Genomic DNA, 19,744 nt, shown 5'->3' with positions numbered 1-19,744 from the left:
GGGGCTGGAACCGGAGCATGCGGCAAGGCATTGGCTTTTTGCGCTTTTGCTATTATGTACCGGTCATTATGGAAATCACCGCCTGCCAGCCCACCAAGGGCCGCCCCCGCGAATTCGACACCGACTCGGCGTTGACCTCGGCGCTGCGCGTCTTCTGGACCAAGGGTTATGAGGGTGCCTCGCTGAGCGATCTGACCGAGGCGATGGGGATCACCCGGCCGAGCCTGTATGCGGCGTTCGGCAACAAGGAAGCGCTCTTCAAGAAGACGCTCGACCTCTATCAGCGTGAAAAGCTCGATTATATGGGCAAGGCGCTCGACGCGCCGACCGCGCGCGGAGTGGCCGAGCGACTGCTGACCGGCGCGCTCGAGATGCAGATGAGCACCTGCGACCCCAAGGGATGCATGGGCGTGATCAATTCGGTGGCCTGCGGCACCGAAGCCGAGTCGATCCGCGCCGAGGTGCTCGCGCGCGGGGCGATCGTGAAGCAGAGCCTGATCGACCGGTTCGAGCGTGCGAAGGCCGAGGGTGACCTTCCGGCGGATACCGACGTGATCGGCCTGACCGCTTATCTGTTCGCCCTCCTGCAGGGCATCGCGCTGCAGGCCGGCAGCGGGACGTCGTGCGTCGACCTGAAGAAGCTGATCGACACCAGCCTGGCCTGCTGGCCGAGCAAATAAGCGTCTAGCCGGGCGGGTCTGTCCCGCTTTCATCGTCATCCCCGCAAAGGCGGGTATCCAGAGTCCAAAGCGATGCGCAGAATAGCCCTGGATCCCCGCCTACGCGGGGATGACGGGAGAGGGCTCGGGCGGATCTGGAACTTTTTTCACCCCTAGCTCGACAAAAAGTACCGACCAGTATAAAAAGCCCTTGACGCAACGCAGCACGATTTCTATACCAGTCAGTATAGAAATGAGGGAAGTTGCCGAAGCGAGGGAATGGGGCTGGGGCCCCGCCCCGAAACTCCAGCAGCGCTGAAATTTGGACAGGACCGAGCCGGTGCGCTGCAGACACATGCGTCTGCGCGACAGCCCCGTCTCGTGCCGGTTGGGGATGACCGGAAATGCCGGCGGAAGGGGTTCCGCGCGGCACGGGGAGGTTTTTGCCTTCCGCCGGGCAACACGCAGGAGGAAAGATGATGGCCTATCTCAACTTTTCGGAGCTCCAGGGCAGCCCGGTCGCGGCGCCCGCAGATGTGCTTCCGGTCAGCGGCTTCTCCGCGCTCGAATGGCAGGTCGTGGCGATCGCCCAGCACGACCGGCTTGCCTCGCTGGAGAAACCCGGGCGCCTGTCGATGGCGCTGGGCATGATCTTCGGGGGAGAGAGCCCCAATCCGAAACTGGCGGATCAGAAGCTGGAGGCGCTGCGGCGCGTCGCAGTGCTCGCCTGGCACAAGGGCTATGCCCTGCCGCGCCACGAGATCCGCGCCTTTCACGAAGCGGGCTTCACGCCCGACCAATATGAAACGCTGCTCGCCTCCATCAGCCGTGGCCGTGCAGCCCTGAATCAGGGGAAGCGATTCCAATGAACATGATCTCGCGCATCGAAACCGAGACCGGTGACAACAAGCCGGGCGTCTCGGACCGTATCCGCCGCATGCCGCTGTGGCAGCGCGGCAGCCTGGTCGCGATCCCGGTGGTGCTCGTCGCCGCCGGGCTGGGCATTGCCAGCAAGGACGCACCCGCCGCGATGGCAGCACCGCCGCCGCCGGTGGTGACCGTGTCGGCGCCGCTCGCCCGCGACATCAACGAGTGGGACGACTATGTCGGCCGCTTCGAGCCGAGCCGCGCCGTCGAGGTGCGTCCGCGCGTCTCGGGAGCGATCACCGGCGTCCACTTCACCGACGGCGCGATCGTCCAGAAGGGCCAGCTGCTCTTCACGATCGACCAGCGTCCCTTCGCCGCCGCGCTTGCCGAGGCGCGTGCCGGGCTCGCCAGCGCCGAGAGCGATCTCGCGCTTGCCCGTTCCGACCTGGGCCGCGCCGAGCGCCTCGTCTCGGTCGAGGCGGTGTCGAAGAGCGATGTCGAGCGGCTCCAGGCCCGTGTCCGCGCCGCCGGTGCGGCGGTATCGGCCGCCCAGGCCCGGGTGCGCAGCCGCGCGCTCGATATGGAGTTCACCCAGGTCCGCGCGCCGATCGCCGGCCGCATCTCGGACCGTCGCGTCGATCCGGGCAACCTGGTCGCCGCGGGCGAGGGGCAGGGCGGTTCGCTGCTGACCACGATCAACGCGCTCGATCCGATCTACTTCACCTTCGACGGCTCCGAGGCGCTGTTCCTCAAGACCAAGCGCGCGAAGGAAGCGGGTGCCCAGGAATCGCCGGTGGAGATCCGCCTCCAGGACGAGACCGACTACAAGTGGAAGGGCAAGCTCGACTTCACCGATAACGGCCTTGATCCCAAGTCGGGCACGATCCGCGGGCGCGCGGTGCTGAGCAATCCGGGCATGTTCCTGACGCCCGGCATGTTCGGCAACATGCGCCTCTCGGCGGGTGGCACCACCCAGGCGCTGATGGTGCCCGATGCCGCGATCCAGACTGACCAGGCCCGCAAGCTGGTGCTGGTCGTCGGCAAGGACGGCACGGTCGCGCCGAAGCCGGTGACGCTCGGTCCCGTGGTCGACGGCCTGCGTGTCGTCCGCTCGGGCCTGACCGCCCAGGACAAGGTCGTGATCTCGGGCACCCAGTTCGCGCAGCCCGGGGGCAAGGTGACCCCCAAGGCCGGCAAGATCGAGCCCACCGCAACCAGTCAGGCGCCGGCCCTCACGGCGCCGGTCACCGGCGAAGCTACCTTCGCCCGTTGACCATCAGCCGCCGGCTCTCCCCAGGGGCCGGCGGCTGACCCTTTTTCCGAACTCAATTCACGAGGAGTGGCCCGATGCGCCTCTCACGGTTCTTCATCACGCGCCCGATCTTCGCGGCTGTGATCGCGGTGATCATCACGATCATCGGCGCGATCGCCTATCTGGCGCTGCCGATTTCCCAATATCCCGACATCGTCCCGCCGACGGTGACGGTCACTGCTTCCTATCCGGGCGCCTCGGCAGAGACGGTCGCGGAAACCGTGGCCGCGCCGATCGAGCAGGAGATCAACGGCGTCGACGATATGCTCTACCAGTCGTCGCAGTCGACGGGTGACGGCAACGTCACCATCACCGTCACCTTCAAATCCGGCACCAATCTGGATGCGGCGCAGGTGCTGGTGCAGAACCGCGTCGCGGTCGCCATCCCGCGCCTGCCCGAAGAGGTGCAGCGCCTGGGCGTCGTCACGCGCAAGACCACGCCGGACTTCCTGCTGGTGGTGAACCTGATCTCGCCGGACAATTCGGTCGATCGCGAGTACATCTCCAACTACGCGCTGACCCAGGTGAAGGACCGCCTCGCCCGTGTCGAGGGCGTGGGTGACGTGCGCATGTTCGGTGCGCGCGACTATGCGATGCGCGTGTGGATCGATCCGGGCCGGGCCGCCGCGCTCAACCTGACCGCGGGCGACATCGTCCAGGCGCTGCGTGCGCAGAACGTCCAGGTTGCCGCCGGTACGCTCGGCCAGCCGGGCAGCACGCCCACCGGCAACGCCTTCCAGCTCAACATCGAGACGCAGGGCCGCCTGAAGGACCCGGCGCAGTTCGGCCAGGTCGTGATCCGTACCGATGCCGATGGGCACCAGGTGCGGGTGAGTGACGTGGCGCGCGTCGAGCTGGGCGCGGCGGACTATTCGTCCAACACCTATCTCTCGAACAAGCCGACCGTGATCCTCGCCGTCTTCCAGCGCCCGGGCTCGAATGCCCTCGCCGCTGCCAATGCGGTGCAGGACCAGCTCAAGGCGATGTCCAAGAACTTCCCCAAGGGATTGGAATATCGCGTCATCTACAACCCGACCGAGTTCATCTCGCAGTCGATCGACGCAGTCTATCACACGCTCGGCGAGGCGATCCTGCTCGTCGTGCTGGTGGTGATCGTCTTCCTCCAGAAGTGGCGTGCGGCGATCATCCCTGTGCTCGCCATCCCGGTCTCGCTGATCGGCACGATGGCGGTGCTGCTGCCGCTCGGCTACTCGCTCAACAACCTGTCGCTGTTCGGCCTCGTCCTCGCCATCGGCATCGTCGTCGACGACGCGATCGTCGTGGTCGAGAATGTCGAGCGCAACCTGGCTCGGGGGATGACCCCGCTCCAGGCGGCCAAGACCTCGATGGACGAAGTGTCCGGCGCGCTCGTCGCGATCGTGCTGGTGCTGCTCGCGGTGTTCCTGCCGACCCTGTTCCTCAACGGTCTGTCGGGCGCCTTCTACAAGCAGTTCGCGGTGACGATCTCGGCCGCGACCGCGATCTCGCTGCTCGTCTCGCTCACCTTGTCGCCGGCAATGGCGGCGGTGCTGCTCAAGCATCACGAGGGCGAGGCCAAGGGGCCGATCGGGCGCCTGTTCAAGCGCGGCGCCGATGCGTTCAACAACGGCTTCGAGCGGATGAGCGTCGGCTATGCCAAGCTCACCCAGGTGCTGGTCACCCGCCCGAAGCGGATGATGCTCACCTATGTCGGCCTGATCGCCGCCACCGTGGGCATGTTCTGGGTCACGCCGGTCGGCTTCATCCCGCAGCAGGACCAGGGGTATTTCCTCACCGTCATCCAGCTGCCGCCGGGCTCGTCGCTCGAACGGACGGATGAGGTGATGCGCAAGGTGGTCGCCCGCATTCTGCCGATCCCGGGCGTGAAGGGCTCGGTGATGCTCGCCGGCTTCGACGGCCCGTCGCAGACGCTCGCCCCGAACTCGGCCGCCGCCTACGTTCCGCTGCTCTCCTTCGAGGAGCGCAAGAAACTGGGTGTCAGCATCGAGGACATCATGGGTGAGGCGCGCAAGCGCACCGCCGACATCAACGAGGCGATGCTGCTCGTTGTCCCCCCGCCCGTCATCCAGGGCATCGGCTCGGCCGGTGGCTACCGGATGATGATCGAGGACCGCGCCGAGCATGGCTATGACGAACTGGGCAAGACCGCGTTCGGGTTGATCGGCCAGGCCAACCAGACCCCCGGCCTGAAGCAGATCTACACCTTCTACAACACCGCCACCCCGCGCGTGTTCGCCGATATCGATCGTCGCAAGGCGGACATGCTCGGCGTGCCGCCGGAGCGGGTGTTCGAGGCGCTGAACGTCTATCTCGGCTCGGCCTTCGTGAACGACTTCAACATGCTCGGCCGCACCTATCGCGTGACCGCGCAGGCTGACGCGCCGTTCCGCTCGACCGAGGCGGATATCGCCAACCTCAAGACCCGCTCGAACTCGGGCGCGATGGTGCCGATCGGTTCGGTGTCGACCTTCGAGAACAAGACCGGTCCGTACCGCGTGACGCGTTACAACCTGTTCCCGGCGGTCGAAGTGGATGGCGATACCGCTCCGGGCTACAGCTCGGGCGCCTCGCTCGACACGATGGAGAAGCTCGCCGCCGATCTGCCTCCCGGATATGACGCCGAATGGACCGGCATTGCCTTCCAGCAGAAGATGGCCGGCAGCACCGCGGGTCTCGTCTTCGCCCTAGCCGTGGTGTTCGTCTTCCTGGTGCTGGCGGCGCAATATGAGAGCCTGACCATGCCGCTGGCGATCATCCTGATCGTGCCGATGTGTCTGCTCGCGGCAATGGCTGGCGTGAACCTGAGGGGCATGGACAATAACGTCCTGACCCAGATCGGCCTGGTCGTGCTGATCGCGCTGGCGGCGAAGAACGCGATCCTCGTGGTCGAGTTCGCCAAGCAGGCCGAGGAGCAGGATGGCCTGTCGCCGGTGGAAGCCGCGGTGCGTGCTGCACGTGACCGCCTGCGTCCGATCCTGATGACTTCGTTCGCCTTCATCCTCGGCGCTGTGCCGCTGCTGATCGCGAGCGGTGCGGGTGCGGAGCTCCGCCAGGCGCTCGGTACCGCGGTGTTCTTCGGGATGATGGGCGTGACTGCCTTCGGCCTGCTGTTCACGCCGACCTTCTACGTCGTCTGCCGCGCACTCGGGGACCGCATCGCCACGATGCGCGGCAACCGCAAGGCGCATGACGAAGGGGGTCATGCACCCGAGCTGGCGCCGGCTGAATAAGTCCTGGTTCCCCGGCGAAAGCCGGGGGCCAGAGCCACGAATGATCTCGCTCTGTAACCCTGGGTCCCGGCTTTCGCCGGGGAGCAGGAGGAGGAATGAAAATGACCTATCGTATTTTCCTCGCGACCGCTTCGGCGCTAGCGCTTGCCGCCTGCGCCGCCGGTCCGAACTATGTCGCGCCGACGCCGCCCCAGACTGCGGCCGGCAATTTCGTCGCGGTTACTCCCGCGGTCACCGTCGAGCCCGTTCAGGGCGACTGGTGGCGGCTCTATAACGATCCGGTGCTCGACCAGCTCGTCTCCGACGCGCTCGCTGCCAACACCGATATCCGCGTCGCGGTGGCCCGGATCGAGAAGGCCCGCGCGACCCTGCGCGGTGCCAAGGCCAATCAGCTGCCCCAGGCGACCCTGGGCGCCGGCGCCAATTACGGCCGCCTGCCCGAGGGCCAGCGCCAGCCTGCCGCACCGCTCAACGACTGGCAGATCGATGCCGGGCTGAGCGTCAGCTATGAGGCCGATCTGTTCGGTCGGCTGAGCCGCGGCACCGAAGCGGCGCGCGGCGATGTCGGTGCTGCCGAGGCGGACGCCGATGCGGTCCGGGTGATCGTCGCCGCCGAGACGGCGCGCGCCTATGCCGACGCCACCTCCTCGGCCGAGCGGTTGGGCGTGGCCGAGCATATCGTCCAGCTGCTCGACCAGTCGATCGAGCTGACCGAGCGCCGCCGTGGTGTCGGCCTCGCGACCCGGCTCGACACCGCCCGGATCGGCGCGCTGCGCAACCAGCGCCAGGCCGATGTGCCGGCGCTCAAGGCGGCGCGCGATGCGGCGCTGTTCCGGCTCGCCACGCTGACCGGCCGCACCCCGGCCGAGCTGCCGGCGGTGGTCGGCGAGCGCAACACCACGCTGCGCCTCAGCCAGCCGATCCCGGTCGGCGACGGTGCCGCGCTGCTGGCGCGTCGTCCGGACATCCGCGCCGCCGAGCGTCGCCTTGCCGCCGCCACCGCGCGGATCGGCGTGGCGACCGCCGACCTCTATCCGCGCATCACGCTCGGCGCCTCGGGCGGCTCGACCGGCACCGATTTCGGGGACGTGTTCGGTGCGGGGCCGCTGCGCTGGCTGGTCGGCGGGCTGCTCAACTGGGCGGTGAACCCGGGTCCGGCGCGTGCGCGGGTCGCGGGCGCCGAGGCCGATACCAAGGTGGCGCTGGCGACCTTCGACGGCACGGTGCTCAACGCGCTGCAGGAGACCGAGACGGCGCTTTCGGCCTATGGCCATGCGCTCGAGCGGCGCACCGCGCTGCAGGCGGCGCGCAACGAAGCGGAGGCGGCGGTCAACATCGCCCGCGCCCGCCAGCGCGAAGGCGATATCGACTCGCTGGCGCTGCTCGATGCCGAGCGGACCTTCGCGGACGCCGAGGCGGCGCTGGCACAGGCGGATGCCTTTATCGCGGAGACGCAGGTGGATCTGTTCCGTGCGCTGGGTGGTGGCTGGCAGAAGAGCTGACATGACTTCCCCTCCCTTCCAGGGAGGGGAGATTGATGCCTCACCCGCATGGGCACTTGGGAGCGTCGGACAAAGCCGCTAGTCTCCCGCGCATGACCCAGGCTCATGCAAAGATCGGGCGCGGCGCGCCCTATGCCACCGCTATCGATTTCGGCACGCACGCGCTCACCGCCGACGAGCCGGAAGCGCGCGGCGGCGGGGATAGCGGGCCGGCGCCCTATGAGCTGCTGCTGGGCAGCTTGGGTGCCTGCACCGCGATCACGCTGCGCATGTATGCCGAGCGCAAGGGCTGGACGGTCGAGGAGATCGACGTCGCGCTGTTCCTCCACGGCCAGGGCGAGACGCTCAACATCGAGCGCGTGCTGACGATCACCGGGACCGATGCTGAGCAGAATGCCCGTCTTGCCGAAATCGCGGAAAAGACGCCGGTGACGCTCACCCTGAAGCGGGGCGTTCCGATCGAAACACGGCTCGGGTAAATCTTGTTACAATTTCGCGCAACATCGCGGACGCAATTTGTCGTAGAAGCCGCAACATGCTTGCTACCGCGACTCCCCAGGACGATTCGGCGACCCTGCTCGTCGTAGACGACGACCGTGACATCCGCATGCTGCTGGCGAACAGCCTTGGCTCGCGCGGCTATCGCGTCGAGACCGCCTCCAGCACCCGCGACATGGACCAGATCCTGGCGCGCACGCCGGTCGATCTCGTCATCCTCGACGTGATGATGCCGGGCGAGGACGGGCTTTCGGCCTGCCGCCGTATCGCGCGGACCGACGGGCCGGAGATCATCTTCCTGAGCGCGCTCGGCGAGGAACAGGATCGCATCCTCGGCCTCGAGGTCGGCGCCGGCCATTATCTTCCCAAGCCGTGCAGCCCGCGCGAGATCCTCGCCACGGTGCGCGCGGCGCTGCGCAAGCGCGGCGCGGTGGTCACCAGCGAGAGCGGCGACGTCTATACCTTCGAGGGCTGGCGGATCGACCTGGGCAGCCATGAGCTGTTCGATCCGAACGGCGTGCTCGTCGGCCTGACCGACGGCGAGTTCGCGGTGCTGCGCGTGTTCATCGAACGGCCGCGCCGGGTGCTGAGCCGCGAGGCGCTGCTCGCCGCGGCGCGCGGGCCGGATTCCGACGCCTATGACCGCGCGATCGACGTGCAGGTCAGCCGCCTGCGCCGCAAGCTGCGCTCGGGCGGGGACGAGATCATCCGCACCGTGCGCAACGAAGGCTATCTGTTCGTGCCGAAGGTCGTGCGCGCGTGACATTGCGCGGCAGAGCGGCGGGATCGCCGCTGTTCCTGCGGATCTTCGCACTGATGGTCGTCTGCGTCGCGGTGACGCAGCTGATGAACTTCGCCCTGCTGATCGCGGTGCAGACCCCGACGGCCAAGCTCTACACGGTCGGCCAGGCGGTCGATGCGCTGCAGAACAAGCTGATCGACGACGATTTCTCGGTCTCCAAGTCCGATCACTTCATCGAGCAGCCCTGGAATCCGCGTGGCGAGCGTACCGAGATCGCCATGGCCAAGGCGATGAACGTGCCGGTCGAGCGCGTTCTCATCAGCTTCCCGACCCCGATCCTGACGCGCGAGAAGACCTATGACCGGGCCAGCGTGCCGCGCCCGGTGCCGCCGGCCACGGTGCAATCGGCGCGCGATGTCATCATCACGGGGGACTTCACCGCCGGCTATCGCGGGGCGGATGGCCAGTGGGTTACCGTCACCACCGGCTCGGCGTTCGAGCCGTGGCGCTGGTTCGTGCTGTGGTGGCTGATCGTCTCCGCTGCTGCCGTCGCGCCCTTTGCCTGGGCGCTGGCGCACCGGATCGCGAAGCCGATCGGTGCCTTTGCCGCCGCTGCCGAGCGGCTGGGCCGTGACCCGCGCGCCGCGCCGATCGCGATCGACGGGCCCACCGAGATCGCCGATGCCGCCGCCGCGTTCAACCGGATGCAGGCGCGGCTCAACCGCTATGTCGATGATCGCGCGACCGTGGTCGGCGCCGTCGCGCACGATTTGCGGACGCCGCTGATGCGGCTGGGGCTGCGGCTCGAGGCGGCGCCCGACGATCTGCGGCGGGCGTGCGAGGGCGATATCCGCGACATGGAGGCGATGATCTCCGCGACGCTCTCCTATCTGCGCGACACCACCAAGCAGGGGGTGCGCAAGCCGCTCGACCTGCGCTCGCTCGCCGAGACGGTGACCGACGACATGAGCGATCGGGGCGAGCCGGTGACGCTGGCCCCGGGCGAGCCGGTGGTGGTCGAGGGGAATTCGCCCGCGCTCAAGGCGATGCTCAACAATCTTGTCACCAACGCGATCAAATATGCCGGCAGCGCCGAAGTGTCGCTGGCACAGGCCGATGGCCAGGCGGTGATCGAGGTGCGCGACGACGGCCCGGGTGTCGCGCCCGAGGATATCGACCGCGTGTTCGAACCCTTTTTCCGGGGCGAGCGCTCGCGCAACCGGGACACCGGCGGGATCGGGCTGGGGCTGGCCAGCGCCCGCGCCGTCGCCCGCGCGCATGGCGGCGACCTGACCGTGCGCAACCGCGAAGAGGGTGGACTTTCCGCGGTGGTGACGCTGCCCGTCTAGTACGGCCACAGACCGGAAACGTTTCTGCGAAGAAGCGAAATCACCCCGACATCGATCCCGTCGAACTCCTTCACACGCTGTGAGGGTTCATGGGGCAGGATCGAAGTTTAGATATTGAAATCAAGGGCGAGACCAATGTGCTCGAGCGTGCGCTGGCGCGACCGGTGCCGCTGTGGAGCCTCGTCCTGGTATTGCTGCTCTTGCCGCTTGCGGCGATCGGCATGGGCGCGATCGTCGATGGCTGGGAGAAGTCGGGCGCGGTCGGGCGGGCAGCGATCGCGGTGGCGCGCGTGCCCGACACGATCAAGGGCATGTTCAAGAGCCCCGCGCCCTATTTCGGTGGCAGCTACGAGAAGCTGCCGGGCGGTTTCACCCGCGATCCGGGCTTCACCGACAGCGGCTATGCGCTGATCTCGCCCTTCGATCCCAAGCGCAAGCGCTCGGTCGTCCAGCTCCTGCGCCTCTCCGATGGGCAGGCCGTGCACACTTTCGTGCCTGATGTGGACGCAGCCAATGCGCGCTCGAAATTCGCCTCCGAACTCACCGATGTGCACCGCGACAAGGATGCCGCGCGCAACCGGCTGATGCACCCGCTGCTGCTCGCCGACGGCAGCCTGGTGCTGCACGACAGCTCGCCGCTCGCCCGCTACGATGCCTGCGGCAAGCTGCTCTGGTCGCTGGACGGCATCTTCACCCATTCGACGGAGCAAGGCCCGGACGGCAATCTCTGGGTACCCTATCGCTACCCGGTGCCGCGCGAGCCCGGGGTTAAGGCCGATTTCTGGGACGACAGCGTCGCCAAGGTCTCGCCCGAGGGCGCGCTGCTGCAGGTCGACCGGATCGCCGAGATCCTCGAGCGCAACGGCCTCGCGCGGCTGTGGCGGGGGCGGCCCTATGTGCAGGATCCCTTCCATCTCAACGACATCCAGCCGGCGATGGCGGACGGGCGCTTCTGGAAGAAGGGCGACCTGTTCCTGAGCCTGCGCAACCTGTCGCTGATCGCGCTCTACCGGCCCGAGACCGGCAGGATCCTGTGGTGGAAGATCGGCCCGTGGCGCTTCCAGCACGATGTCAGCATCCTCGACGACCACCGCATCTCGGTGTTCGATAACAACACGCTGATGGGCTACCCGGACGAGCGGGTGAACGGGCATAACCGCTTGCTGGTCCACGATCTTTCCAGCGGCGACACCAGCTCGCCCTGGGACAGGGGCTTCGCCGTCAACCGGATCGCCACCCGTGCCCAGGGCCGCGGCACCCCGCTGCCCGGCGGCGATGCGATGATCGAGGAGACCGAGCAGGGCCGCCTCGTCCGCATGTCTCCCCAGGGCGACCTTCGCTGGCGGTACATCTCCGCCGATTCCGCCGAGCGGCGCATGGCCCTTAGCTGGGCGCGCTACCTCGATCCCACCACCGATGGCCCGGCCATTCAAGCTACGGTGACTGCAAAATGCTCGTAAAAACCCTTCGTTTCCTGTCGCTTGCGCTCGCGCTGACGGCGCCGCTGGCCGCCCAGGCCTATACCGGCCCCGGACTTGGTCTCGGCGCGATCGGCGTCGCCTTCGGGCTGATCGGCTCGATCCTGCTCGCGATCGTCTCGGTCGTGTGGTACCCGGTCAAGCGGCTGGTCCGCCGCATCCGCGGGCGCGCCCGGTGATCCTCGCCTTCCTCGCGATCATCGCGGTGCTCGAACTGGCCCGCGCCCTGCCGCTTGTCCCGGCTTTTCAGGAGCTTGCCGCCTGCAGCCAGCATGCCATGCGGCTGCTCCCCAGGCGGGGCGTTTCCGAATGGGGCAAGGAGCGGGCGCTGCGTATCCTTTCAGGCCGGATGTTCATGCATTCGGTCCGTGCCGGCGGCCTGCTGGTGGCGACCGCCTCGCCGCTTCTGGGTCTGCTCGCTTTGAACGCCTTGCTGCCTGAAGTTGACGCGTTCCGGACGGACTGGACGTCGAAGTTGGCACTGATGCCGCTCACCCTCGGCTATGCGGCGCTGCGCTGGCAGGTTCGCCGTGTACGGGCGCGCTGACAAGCTCCTCCACCGCATCGCCCTGGGCTCGCCCGCACTGCTCGAAGCGACGTTCGACATCGAGCGGGCACTCCATGGCAAGCAGCTGAAAACGCTGGAGATCAGGCGACCAGTGTTTATCGCCGGGCTGGCGCGCGCGGGCACCTCGATCCTCACCCGGCTGCTGCACGCGGGCGGCGACTTTGCCGCCCCGGCCTATCGCCAACTTCCGTTTCCACTTGCGCCCAACAGCTGGGCGCGGCTGGGCGGCAAGCGGCATGTCGAGGCCCGGGAACGCGGCCATGGCGACGGTTTGACCCATGATCTCGACAGCCCGGAGGCGATCGAGGAGGTTTTCTGGCGCGCGTTCGAGGGCAATCGCTACCTGAAGCGGCGCGAATTGCTGCCGATCGCCCCGGAAAAGGCGACGCTTGCTGCGTTCCGCGACTATATGCGTCTGGTCCTGCTGAGCCAGGGCGGCACGCGCTATCTATCTAAGAACAATAACAATATCCTGCGGCTGGAGGGGTTGGCGAGCAGCTTCCCCGACGCGGTTCTGCTCCATCCGTTCCGCGAACCGTTGCAACAGGCGCTGTCGCTGTTGACGCAGCACCGGCGCGCGGTGGCGCTGGCGGCGGAGGACCCGTTCCGGCGCCGGTTCATGAGCTGGCTGGGGCATCACGAGTTCGGCGCCGACCAGCGGCCCTTCCGCTTCGACGGCGCGCCCGAGCCGGGCGAGGATGCCGGCCATGTCGATTACTGGCTGAGGCTGTGGGACGCGGTGCACCGCGCGCTGCTGGCGGCGCCGGCGGCGGTGCAGGAGCGGCAATTCTTCCTGGACTATGATGCGCTGTGCGCGGCGCCACGGGTTTACGGCCCCCGGCTGGCGGTGATGGTCGAGGCGCCGATCGACCCCTCCGCGCTGCGCGTGGCGGACAGGCGGGAAGCGGTGGCGGATGCCGGGCTGCTGGCGCGGGCGGGCGAGACGCATGCGCGGCTGCATGCGCGGTTCCGGGGGGTGTTCGGGTGAGCTTCAAATCCTCCCCCGGAGGGGGAGGGGGACCAGCCGCAGGCTGGTGGAGGGGTATTCTCCACGGGCTGTGTCGCTTGGGGCGCGCTACCCCTCCACCACCGGCTGCGCCGGCGGTCCCCCTCCCCCTCCGGGGGAGGATTTGGAGCTGGCTGGAATCCTTGAAACTCCCCTCCCTGCAAGGGAGGGGCAGGGGGTGGGTGGCGAGCGCAGCGAGCTCTGCCGGTCGGCCTGCGAGAGAAGAAAAGACCGGGCATCGAGCCCGCTCTTTTCTAACCCACCCCTAACCCCTCCCTTGCAGGGAGGGGAATTGAGAAGGGGGACGCGCCCATGCGACCAAAGTCGTAGCTGCCTAGGCGCCTCCCGCCATCCATGATAGCGCTAACGCGGAGCGACCGGCGGAAGACGTGCCGGCGACGGGCTTGGGCGTTCGCCAATTGGAGAGGGAACCGGGCAATGACGATCATGGGAACACGTCGCGGGGTGCTGGGTGGCATCGGCGCGGGGCTGATTACCGGCGTGGCGGGCCTGCCGGCCTGGGCGCAGGGCAAGCGCAAGCTGGGCTATGCGATCGTCGGCCTGGGCAATTACGCGACCAACCAGATCCTGCCGCGCATCGCCGGTTGCGAGTTCGCCGAGCTGAAGGCGCTGGTGAGCGGCACGCCGGCCAAGCTCGAGAAGTTCGGCGCGCAGTACGGCGTGCCCAGAACGCACTGGTACGACTACAAGAGCTACGACCGGATCAAGGACAATCCCGACATCGACCTGGTCTATGTCGTGCTGCCCAACAGCCTGCATGCGGAATATTCGATCCGCGCCAGCCAGGCCGGCAAGCATGTGCTGTGCGAGAAGCCGATGGCGGTCTCCTCGGCGGAATGCGAGGCGATGATCGCGGCGGCGAGAAAGGCCAACCGCAAGCTGATGATCGGCTACCGCTGCCATTTCGAGCCGTACAATCTCCGCGCGGTCGAGCTGGTGAAGACCGGGTTCGTCGGGCGGCCGACGCTGATCACCGCCGAGCATGGCTTCTATGCCCAGCCCAACCAGTGGCGGCTCGATCGCCCGATGTCGGGCGGCGGATCGATGATGGACATCGGCATCTACAGCCTGAACGCGGCGCGATACCTGGCGGGCGAGGAGCCGGTGGCGGTGAGCGCGATGGAGTTCACCGACCGGAGCGACCCGCGCTTCAGGAATGTCGAGGACCGGATCGACTGGCAGATGCGCTTCCCCTCGGGCGTGATCGCCAATTGCGTGTCGAGCTATTCCTCCGGCCACAACGCCTTCCGGGTGACCGGGACCAAGGGCTGGGTGGGGATGGAGCCGGCCACGTCCTATGCGGGGCACCAGATGTGGGCGCGGACGAGCGGCAAGACCGAGCAGGTCATGCTGCCGCCGCCGGCCAAGAACCAGTTCGTCGCGCAGCTCGATCATCTTGCGGAAAGCGTGCTCAGCGGCATACCCCTGCGGGCGTCGGGCGAGGAAGGCTTGCGCGACATGCGGCTGATCGAGGCGATCTATCGATCGGCGCGCGAAGGGCGGGCGATCCAGCTCGCGTGACGGAGTAGAATGATGATCGAGACGACCCGCCGCAGCCTGCTGGCCGGCATGGCTGCCTTGCCTTTCGTGCCCGGTATGGCGCTGGGTCAGGCGGTCGGGCGCATCACCCGGCTCGATCCGGGGCTGGATGCGCTGATCGATGTGAACAGTCCGATCGAAGTGATTTCCAGCGGGTTCAAATGGACCGAGGGGCCGGTGTGGGTGAAGAAGGGCAGCTATCTGCTCTTCTCCGACGTGCCGATGAACATCGCCTATCGCTGGAAGGCGGGCGATGGCGCACGCCCGTTCCTGACACCCTCGGGGCTGGCCGGGCCGATCCCGGCGGGGGTGCGCGAGGCGGGATCGAACGGGATGATCCTGGATGCGCGCGGCAATCTGCTGATGGCTGATTCGGGCACCCGGGCGATCGCGCGGGTGGACCTGGCGACGAAGAAGAAGACGATCGTCACGGGCGAATATGAGGGCAAGAAGTTCAACAGCTGCAACGACCTGGTGACCGGGCGGAACGGCATCATCTATTTCACCGATCCGCCCTATGGCCTGAGCGAAGGCGACGAATCGCCGCTCAAGCAGCTGGCGTTCAACGGGGTCTACCGGGTGAATGCGGACGGCAGCGACGTGTCGCTGATCGACAAGAGCCTGAAGCGGCCGAACGGGATCGGCGTGTCGCCGGGATTCGACCGGCTCTATGTCAGCCAGTCCGATCCCGAGGCGGCGAAGATCTATACCTGCGAACTGGCGGCGGATGGCTCGGCGAGCTCCGAGCTGGTGCCGTTCGTCGATTTCTCGGCCGAGGTGGCCAGGAAGTTGCCGGGGCTGCCCGACGGGATGAAGGTGGCGAAGAGCGGCCATCTGTTCGCCAGCGGGCCGGGCGGGATCTGGGTGATCGCACCCGATGGCAGGAAGCTGGGGGTGATCTCCACCGGCAAGGCGGCGGCGAATTGCTGCTTCGGCGAGGATGGGAAGACGCTGTTCATCACGTCGTCGGATATGGTGGTGAAGGTTCGGTTGAAGGTGGCGGGCTGGTAGTTCCGTCACCCTGAACTTGTTTCAGGGTCCAACTTTCCACGGGCGGTATCGCTGGGGGTGGGTTGGATGCTGAAACAAGTTCAGCATGACGATGTAATTTGCGCCAGCGCGCCCTAAACTCTCCTCCATGACCGAAGAACAGGCGATTCCCGCGGCGACCGTGATCGTGATGCGCGAGGCCGAGCAGGGGCCGCCCGAGCTGCTGATGGTCGAGCGGGCGGCGGCGATGTCGTTTGCCGGCGGGGCGCTGGTGTTTCCCGGCGGGCGAGTCGATCCGGGCGATTTCGCGCTGGCGGCGCTGCATGCGGGCGATGTCGACGAGAATGCCGCGCGGATCGGGGCGATCCGCGAGACGCTGGAGGAAGCGGGTGTCGCGGTGGGCCTGGCGCCGGCGGGCGACATGCTGGCGCTGCGCGACCGGCTCTATGCCGGCGAGGCGATGGGGGAATTGCTCGACGAGGCGGGCGCGGCGCTCGACCTCGACGCGCTGGTGCCCTTCTCGCGCTGGCTGCCGGCCGGCGTGCACCACAAGGTGTTCGACACGCGCTTCTACCTGGCGCGGGCGCCCAAGGGGGCCGAGCCGCTGGTCGACGGCAACGAGAATGTCCGGGTGTTCTGGGCGAGCGCCCGGGCGGTGCTCGACGCGGCGGACCGGGGCGAGGCGCACATCATCTTTCCGACCCGCCGCAACCTCGACCGGCTGGCGCAGTACGCGAGCTTCGACGCGGCGGTGGCCGATGCCCGGGCGCATCCGATCCGCACGGTGACGCCGTGGATCGAGGAGCGGGACGGCGAGCGGCGGCTCTGCATCCCCGACGACCTCGGCTATCCGATCACTTCGCAGCGGCTGGAAGACGCGGTTCGCATTTGAAGCGGGTGCGCCGGGCGATCGGCTGGACGATCCTGGCGGCAGTGCTGCTGTTCGGGCTGTTCCTCGGCTGGGCGGTGCTGCGCGGGCGGCCGCAGGACCTGCCCTGGACGCGGCTCGACCTGAGCCAGCCGATCGGGGTGTTCACCGGGCGCAAGCTGGCGGGGCTGAGCGACGATTATGCCGAATGCCGGGCGCTGCTGCGCGCGGCGGGCGTGCGCTACACCGCTTTGCCCGAAGTGAAGGGGAGCGATCCCGCCTGCGGCTATGGCGACGGCGTGCGATTGACCGCGGGCGGCTCGCGCGGGATCGCGATGAGTCCGGCCAATCCCGGCACTTCCTGTCCGGTCGCGGCGGCGCTGTCGCTGTGGGAATGGGAGATCGTCCAGCCGGCGGCGCAGAAGCATTTCGGGGTGCAGGTCGCGCAGATCGAGCATCTCGGCAGCTATTCGTGCCGGCGGATATATGGGCGCAGTGCCGGCGACTGGAGCGAGCATGCGACGGCGGATGCGCTCGACGTGGCGGGCTTTCGCCTGGCGGACGGGACGCGGATCAGCGTGCTCAAGGACTGGGGCGAGGGCGGCGAGAAGGCGGCGTTCCTGCGCGAGGTGCGCACCGGGGCGTGCAAGCTGTTCTCGACGGTGCTGTCGCCGGACTATAACGCGGCGCACCGCGATCACCTGCACCTCGACGAGGCCGAGCGCGGCGAGATGGGGTGGCGGGCCTGCCGCTAGGCAAGCCCGCCGGAATATCAGTTCGGCAGCGCGGCCGAGTCCACCTTCTCCACCCAGGCCGGGTAGAAGCTCGGCTGGCGGTTCGACCAGCCCGAGGCGGTTGCGGCGGCTTCGCTGATCGACTGGAGCAGCTTGCGGCGCAGGTCCGGGTGGAGGTGCGGCAGGGCGGCGGCGGCGCAGAAAGCCGAGGGCAGCCAGGGGCGCACTTCGGCGCCGATCAGCCGCTCGTAGAGGAAGCGGAAGGCCGAGAAGCTGGTGAGGCGGCCCTGGCTGAGGTCGAACGCGGCGATCGCGACCAGCGGCGACAGGAACGGCTCGATCGAATCGAGGTCGCTGTCGTCGGGGATCATCGCGCGGACTTCCTGGAGGCGCTCATAGATATGGGCCTGGGCGCGGATGCTGGCGGCTTCGACCACGTCGCGCGACCAGCGGAGCATCGCGTCCTCGCGCTCGAGCCCGATATCGAGCGAGCGGCGGATGTAGCGCTGCGTGGCGGCGCTGAAACCCGCGAATTCCTTCATTTCGGCCAGCGTCATCGCGCCTTCTGCCGGTTTAGCTCGTGCTCCCATCGTTCAAAACTCCCACCCCAATCGTGACCCTCCAAAGCAGATCATGCGCCCATATGGTTAACGGGCCGCTTAACCTGCCGTCGTCCCCTGTTCATTATAGGAGACCAAGTGATTCCGCAGCGCAACATCGATGCGATGAACCGAAGGGGCGCTTGTGGAAAACCACGCCACCTGATGGCCTTGCGACAGGAAATTGCCCATTCGGGGCGTATCCGGATCGGGGTTCGTACGGAGGCGGGCGCGGGCGTCTTCGCGTGTGCGGGGAAGGCAGGGGCGCCGGCAGGGGCAAAGTTCCCCCGGAATCGCCGTTCATCTGCAAGTCATCGGCTCGTCGCAACGGTTCGTCGGATCGGTGAACCGCAGGCCTATACTTACGTCCTATGATCTGGTCAGTCGCACTCAACACCTGACTGCTTCCTGACCGGGGGGTCCATGAATTTCCGTGTTCTCGCAGCGCGTTTTGCGCTGATGGCTGTTTGCACCCTGATGATGGCCGCCCCGCAGGCGGCTTCGGCCAAGGGCCGTACCTTCTGGCAGTGCGCGCCCTATGCCCGTGAGATCTCGGGCGTGAACATCCACGGCAATGCCTGGACCTGGTGGAACCAGGCCGCCGGCCGCTACCAGCGCGGCGAGGCCCCGAAGGTCGGTTCGGTGATGTCGTTCCAGCGCACCTCGAAGATGCCGCTCGGCCATGTCGCGATGGTCTCGCAGATCGTCAGCGACCGCGAAGTGCTGCTCACCCATGCCAACTGGTCGCGCGCCGGCGGCATCGAGCGCAACGTCCGCGCGGTGGACGTGTCGGCCGCGGGCGACTGGAGCGAAGTGAAGGTGTGGTTCGCGCCGGTCGGCGGCCTCGGCACCTCGGTCTATCCGGTCAACGGCTTCATCTATTCGGGCGGCGCGCCGCGCGACTTCGACGAGGACGATTTCAAGCCGTCGCTCGACCTCGACATGAGCGACGTGATCGCCGACGCCAAGAACGAGATGCCCGACGCGGGCTGATCTGGTCGGTCAGGATCGGAATTGGAAAAGCCCGGCACTGCCGGGCTTTTTCGTGTCTGACGGCTGGGATTGCCGTATCCGCTTCCCCGGCGTTCGCCGGGGAGCAGTTCAGCGGGAACTCGGCTACCCCTTCGCCACGAACGCCAGCGCCACGCCGTTCATGCAGTAGCGCTTGCCGGTGGGGCGGGGGCCGTCGTCGAAGACATGGCCGAGATGCCCGCCGCAGCGGCGGCAGAGGACTTCGGTACGGCTCATGCCGAGCGTGTTGTCGCCGCGGGTGACCACCGCGTTGGGAAGCGGCTGCCAGAAGCTCGGCCAGCCGGTGCCGCTGTCGAACTTGGTCGCCGAGCTGAACAGGGGCAGCGCGCAGCCGGCGCAGGTGAACGTGCCGGCGCGGTGCTCCTTGTTGAGCGGGCTGGAATAGGCGTATTCGGTCGCGCCCTGGCGGAGCACGCGATAGGCGGCGGGACTGAGCCGCTTGCGCCATTCGGCATCGCTGAGCGTGAACGGGAATTTCTGCGCCGCCTCGGCAGGCGTTCCGCCACAGGCTGCGGTGAGGGCGCCGAGGCCGGCGATCGTGAGGAAGCTGCGGCGGTTGGTTTCCATGGAAGGGATGTGGGGAGGCGGCATGCCTGCGTCCAGTATCCGTTGGTAGGGAGGACGCTGCCCCCCCCAAGTCGTCATCCCCGCGAAGGCGGGGATCCAGGGTCACGAAGGGAATCGCTCTGCCACTCTGGATCCCCGCCTTCGCGGGGATGACGATTAAAAAGAAGCGTGGGCAAAGGCGGG

At 67.5% G+C, this 19,744-nt stretch carries 19 protein-coding genes; 17 read left to right on the top strand and 2 right to left on the bottom strand.

Annotation, left to right across the window (positions count from 1 at the left end; all coding sequences use genetic code 11):
* Positions 1 to 68: 68 nt before the first annotated feature.
* The 16 genes from HNP52_RS21075 to HNP52_RS21000 all read left to right on the top strand — a co-directional run bounded on the left by HNP52_RS21075 (position 69) and on the right by HNP52_RS21000 (position 17,384).
* Complete coding sequence (locus tag HNP52_RS21075) at positions 69 to 680, top strand: TetR/AcrR family transcriptional regulator (RefSeq protein ID WP_184170300.1); 612 nt, start codon at positions 69 to 71, stop codon at positions 678 to 680.
* 458 nt (positions 681 to 1,138) lie between these two features.
* Positions 1,139 to 1,528, top strand: a complete 390-nt coding sequence (locus HNP52_RS21070) for a hypothetical protein (RefSeq protein WP_184170297.1) — start codon at positions 1,139 to 1,141, stop codon at positions 1,526 to 1,528.
* Positions 1,525 to 2,799: an efflux RND transporter periplasmic adaptor subunit gene (locus HNP52_RS21065; RefSeq protein WP_184170294.1), complete on the top strand. Its 1,275-nt coding sequence runs from the start codon at positions 1,525 to 1,527 to the stop codon at positions 2,797 to 2,799. Before HNP52_RS21070 ends, HNP52_RS21065 begins: the two co-directional genes overlap by 4 nt.
* Positions 2,800 to 2,873: 74 nt before the next feature.
* Positions 2,874 to 6,068: an efflux RND transporter permease subunit gene (locus HNP52_RS21060; RefSeq protein WP_184170291.1), complete on the top strand. Its 3,195-nt coding sequence runs from the start codon at positions 2,874 to 2,876 to the stop codon at positions 6,066 to 6,068.
* Positions 6,069 to 6,163: 95 nt separating this feature from the next.
* Entirely contained in the window at positions 6,164 to 7,570 is a 1,407-nt protein-coding gene (locus tag HNP52_RS21055; protein WP_184170289.1) for an efflux transporter outer membrane subunit, read from the top strand.
* Between the two features lie 92 nt (positions 7,571 to 7,662).
* Positions 7,663 to 8,049, top strand: a complete 387-nt coding sequence (locus tag HNP52_RS21050) for an OsmC family protein (RefSeq protein ID WP_184170285.1) — start codon at positions 7,663 to 7,665, stop codon at positions 8,047 to 8,049.
* Positions 8,050 to 8,105: 56 nt separating this feature from the next.
* Entirely contained in the window at positions 8,106 to 8,831 is a 726-nt protein-coding gene (locus HNP52_RS21045) for a response regulator (RefSeq protein ID WP_184170282.1), read from the top strand.
* Positions 8,832 to 8,833: 2 nt separating this feature from the next.
* Entirely contained in the window at positions 8,834 to 10,159 is a 1,326-nt protein-coding gene (locus HNP52_RS21040; RefSeq protein ID WP_260396294.1) for a cell wall metabolism sensor histidine kinase WalK, read from the top strand.
* An 89-nt stretch (positions 10,160 to 10,248) separates the two neighbouring features.
* Complete coding sequence (locus tag HNP52_RS21035) at positions 10,249 to 11,619, top strand: arylsulfotransferase family protein (protein WP_184170279.1); 1,371 nt, start codon at positions 10,249 to 10,251, stop codon at positions 11,617 to 11,619.
* Entirely contained in the window at positions 11,610 to 11,816 is a 207-nt protein-coding gene (locus HNP52_RS21030; protein ID WP_184170276.1) for a hypothetical protein, read from the top strand. Before HNP52_RS21035 ends, HNP52_RS21030 begins: the two co-directional genes overlap by 10 nt.
* Entirely contained in the window at positions 11,813 to 12,184 is a 372-nt protein-coding gene (locus HNP52_RS21025; RefSeq protein ID WP_184170273.1) for a hypothetical protein, read from the top strand. The genes HNP52_RS21030 and HNP52_RS21025 overlap by 4 nt, the downstream gene beginning before the upstream one ends.
* Positions 12,168 to 13,193: a sulfotransferase gene (locus HNP52_RS21020; RefSeq protein WP_184170270.1), complete on the top strand. Its 1,026-nt coding sequence runs from the start codon at positions 12,168 to 12,170 to the stop codon at positions 13,191 to 13,193. Before HNP52_RS21025 ends, HNP52_RS21020 begins: the two co-directional genes overlap by 17 nt.
* Before the next feature lie 465 nt (positions 13,194 to 13,658).
* Positions 13,659 to 14,753: a Gfo/Idh/MocA family protein gene (locus HNP52_RS21015; protein ID WP_184170739.1), complete on the top strand. Its 1,095-nt coding sequence runs from the start codon at positions 13,659 to 13,661 to the stop codon at positions 14,751 to 14,753.
* Between the two features lie 12 nt (positions 14,754 to 14,765).
* Positions 14,766 to 15,782 (top strand): SMP-30/gluconolactonase/LRE family protein, encoded by a 1,017-nt coding sequence (locus HNP52_RS21010; RefSeq protein WP_184170267.1) that lies wholly within the window; start codon positions 14,766 to 14,768, stop codon positions 15,780 to 15,782.
* 127 nt (positions 15,783 to 15,909) lie between these two features.
* Positions 15,910 to 16,653: an NUDIX domain-containing protein gene (locus tag HNP52_RS21005; RefSeq protein WP_184170265.1), complete on the top strand. Its 744-nt coding sequence runs from the start codon at positions 15,910 to 15,912 to the stop codon at positions 16,651 to 16,653.
* Entirely contained in the window at positions 16,650 to 17,384 is a 735-nt protein-coding gene (locus HNP52_RS21000) for an extensin family protein (RefSeq protein WP_184170262.1), read from the top strand. The genes HNP52_RS21005 and HNP52_RS21000 overlap by 4 nt, the downstream gene beginning before the upstream one ends.
* 17 nt (positions 17,385 to 17,401) lie before the next feature.
* Here HNP52_RS21000 and HNP52_RS20995 read toward each other — a convergent pair whose 3' ends face one another.
* Positions 17,402 to 17,953: a hypothetical protein gene (locus HNP52_RS20995; RefSeq protein ID WP_184170259.1), complete on the bottom strand. Its 552-nt coding sequence runs from the start codon at positions 17,951 to 17,953 to the stop codon at positions 17,402 to 17,404.
* Between the two features lie 432 nt (positions 17,954 to 18,385).
* On the opposite strand from HNP52_RS20995, the gene HNP52_RS20990 reads away from it, so the two are divergent.
* Positions 18,386 to 18,955 carry a CHAP domain-containing protein gene (locus HNP52_RS20990; protein WP_184170256.1) on the top strand — a complete coding sequence of 190 codons (570 nt, stop codon included), beginning with the start codon at positions 18,386 to 18,388 and terminating at the stop codon, positions 18,953 to 18,955.
* Between the two features lie 123 nt (positions 18,956 to 19,078).
* On the opposite strand, the gene msrB is transcribed toward HNP52_RS20990, so the two are convergent.
* Entirely contained in the window at positions 19,079 to 19,561 is a 483-nt protein-coding gene (msrB, locus tag HNP52_RS20985) for a peptide-methionine (R)-S-oxide reductase MsrB (RefSeq protein ID WP_184170253.1), read from the bottom strand.
* Positions 19,562 to 19,744 lie beyond the last annotated feature (183 nt).

It is taken from the genome of Sphingomonas kyeonggiensis, assembly GCF_014204495.1.
GTDB classification, from domain to species: domain Bacteria; phylum Pseudomonadota; class Alphaproteobacteria; order Sphingomonadales; family Sphingomonadaceae; genus Sphingomonas; species Sphingomonas kyeonggiensis_A.
Note: the sequence above shows the minus strand (reverse complement) of the source record. Positions and strands in the feature narration are given on the sequence as shown.